The organism is Gammaproteobacteria bacterium (genome assembly GCA_003696665.1).
In the GTDB taxonomy this organism is placed as follows: Bacteria; Pseudomonadota; Gammaproteobacteria; order Enterobacterales.
Genome location: RFGJ01000568.1, coordinates 1 through 1,206 on the forward strand (window position 1 = coordinate 1; position 1,206 = coordinate 1,206).

The window sequence follows — 1,206 nt, forward strand, 5'->3', positions numbered from 1 at the left end:
AGACGTCCCCCAGAATGTGCGGGAACGGATGAACTTCATCCTGGTGGACACGGTGGATGAGGTGCTAGAAGCGGCCCTGGATGAGCCCATCCTGGAGGAGCCGCACATTCATCTGGTCCCGCCGGTGGACCAGGAGGAGATCTCGCCGGATGGAGAAGGGCACCCCGAAGAGGGAGTGGAGATCATCGCCTACGACTAACCGGATGACTCTCCTAAAAAACCGCAGATGTACGCAGACTTCATGAACGCTGTGCATCCCAAAACACAAAAATCGGGACGCAGATGAACGCAGGCTTCGCACACAGATTTCTTTGCGTCTTGGCGTCCTTGCGTCCTTGCGTTAGATTGATAAAGCAGATTTTCTAGAGCAGACCCCCATGCACCTTCGGTTCGCCGCGGGGGATGAAAAAGGCAAATCTGCGTTTATCTGTGTGAATCTGCGTCCTATTTTTCAGGGCAGTTCTCTGCGTCTTTGCGGTTTCAAAGAGCCTTTTGCAGTGGATTCACCGGATGGGTCCGCGGCCCACCCCTTTTGGGGATCGTCCCGCTCCTGTAGTAAGATAGTTGCATTGGCGTTTTATGTTTGGTGTTGGTTGATTGGATCGGCAGGCCAGGCAGAGGCAGTTTGCGACGCGCACAAGGCGTCGCCTGTATCGGGATGGTCGAATTTGCCTTGGGGATAGACATGCCCAGGGTGTTGTATGGAAGACGGCGGACAACGACTTTTTTGTCCGTCACCCCCACCCCGATAGACGATTTCAGTTGGCTGGTGTATTGCCCCAGCGCATTTGCTTCCAGCGCAGCGCGACCCGTGTATTGGCGCGTCTGCGTCGTCTCCCCTGTGGCTTGCCGCGAAACCAACCCCCTTAGCATACAGAATGGAATGGTTTTGTGAGCAAGAGAAGAAAATCGAATAGTCAAAAGTCCTCGGATTCCTCGAAACTACGATGGTATCGAGTGGATCTGCATCTACACACACCTGCTTCCAGCGACTACGAAGAGCCCAATATCACCTATCTCCAATGGCTGCGCCAGGCGCGGACCAAGGGGCTAGATATTGTCGCCATCACCGACCACAACACAGTGGCCGGTGTGCGGGCCGTTCGCCAGGAGATCGAATGGCTGACTCGCTTGGAGGAACAAGGCCGCCTGACGGAAAAAGAGCAAGCGGAGCTGGCCGAGTGGCGCAGCCTGGCCAACGAGATC

At 55.6% G+C, this 1,206-nt stretch carries 3 protein-coding genes; 2 read left to right on the forward strand and 1 reads right to left on the reverse strand.

Annotation, left to right across the window (positions count from 1 at the left end; genetic code table 11):
• Positions 1 to 199, forward strand: a 199-nt coding sequence (locus D6694_13885) for a hypothetical protein (GenBank protein ID RMH36443.1), incomplete at its 5' end; no start/stop codon positions are given.
• Between the two features lie 281 nt (positions 200 to 480).
• Here D6694_13885 and D6694_13890 read toward each other — a convergent pair.
• Complete coding sequence (locus tag D6694_13890; GenBank protein RMH36444.1) at positions 481 to 873, reverse strand: hypothetical protein; 393 nt, start codon at positions 871 to 873, stop codon at positions 481 to 483.
• 84 nt (positions 874 to 957) lie between these two features.
• On the opposite strand from D6694_13890, the gene D6694_13895 reads away from it, so the two are divergent.
• The coding region (locus tag D6694_13895) for an AAA family ATPase (protein RMH36445.1) at positions 958 to 1,206 on the forward strand (249 nt) is incomplete at its 3' end.

Excerpts from the sequence above, each read along its gene's own strand:
- D6694_13890 (RMH36444.1), bottom strand. The coding sequence starts at position 873 with ATGCTAAGGGGGTTGGTTTCGCGGCAAGCCACAGGGGAGACGACGCAG.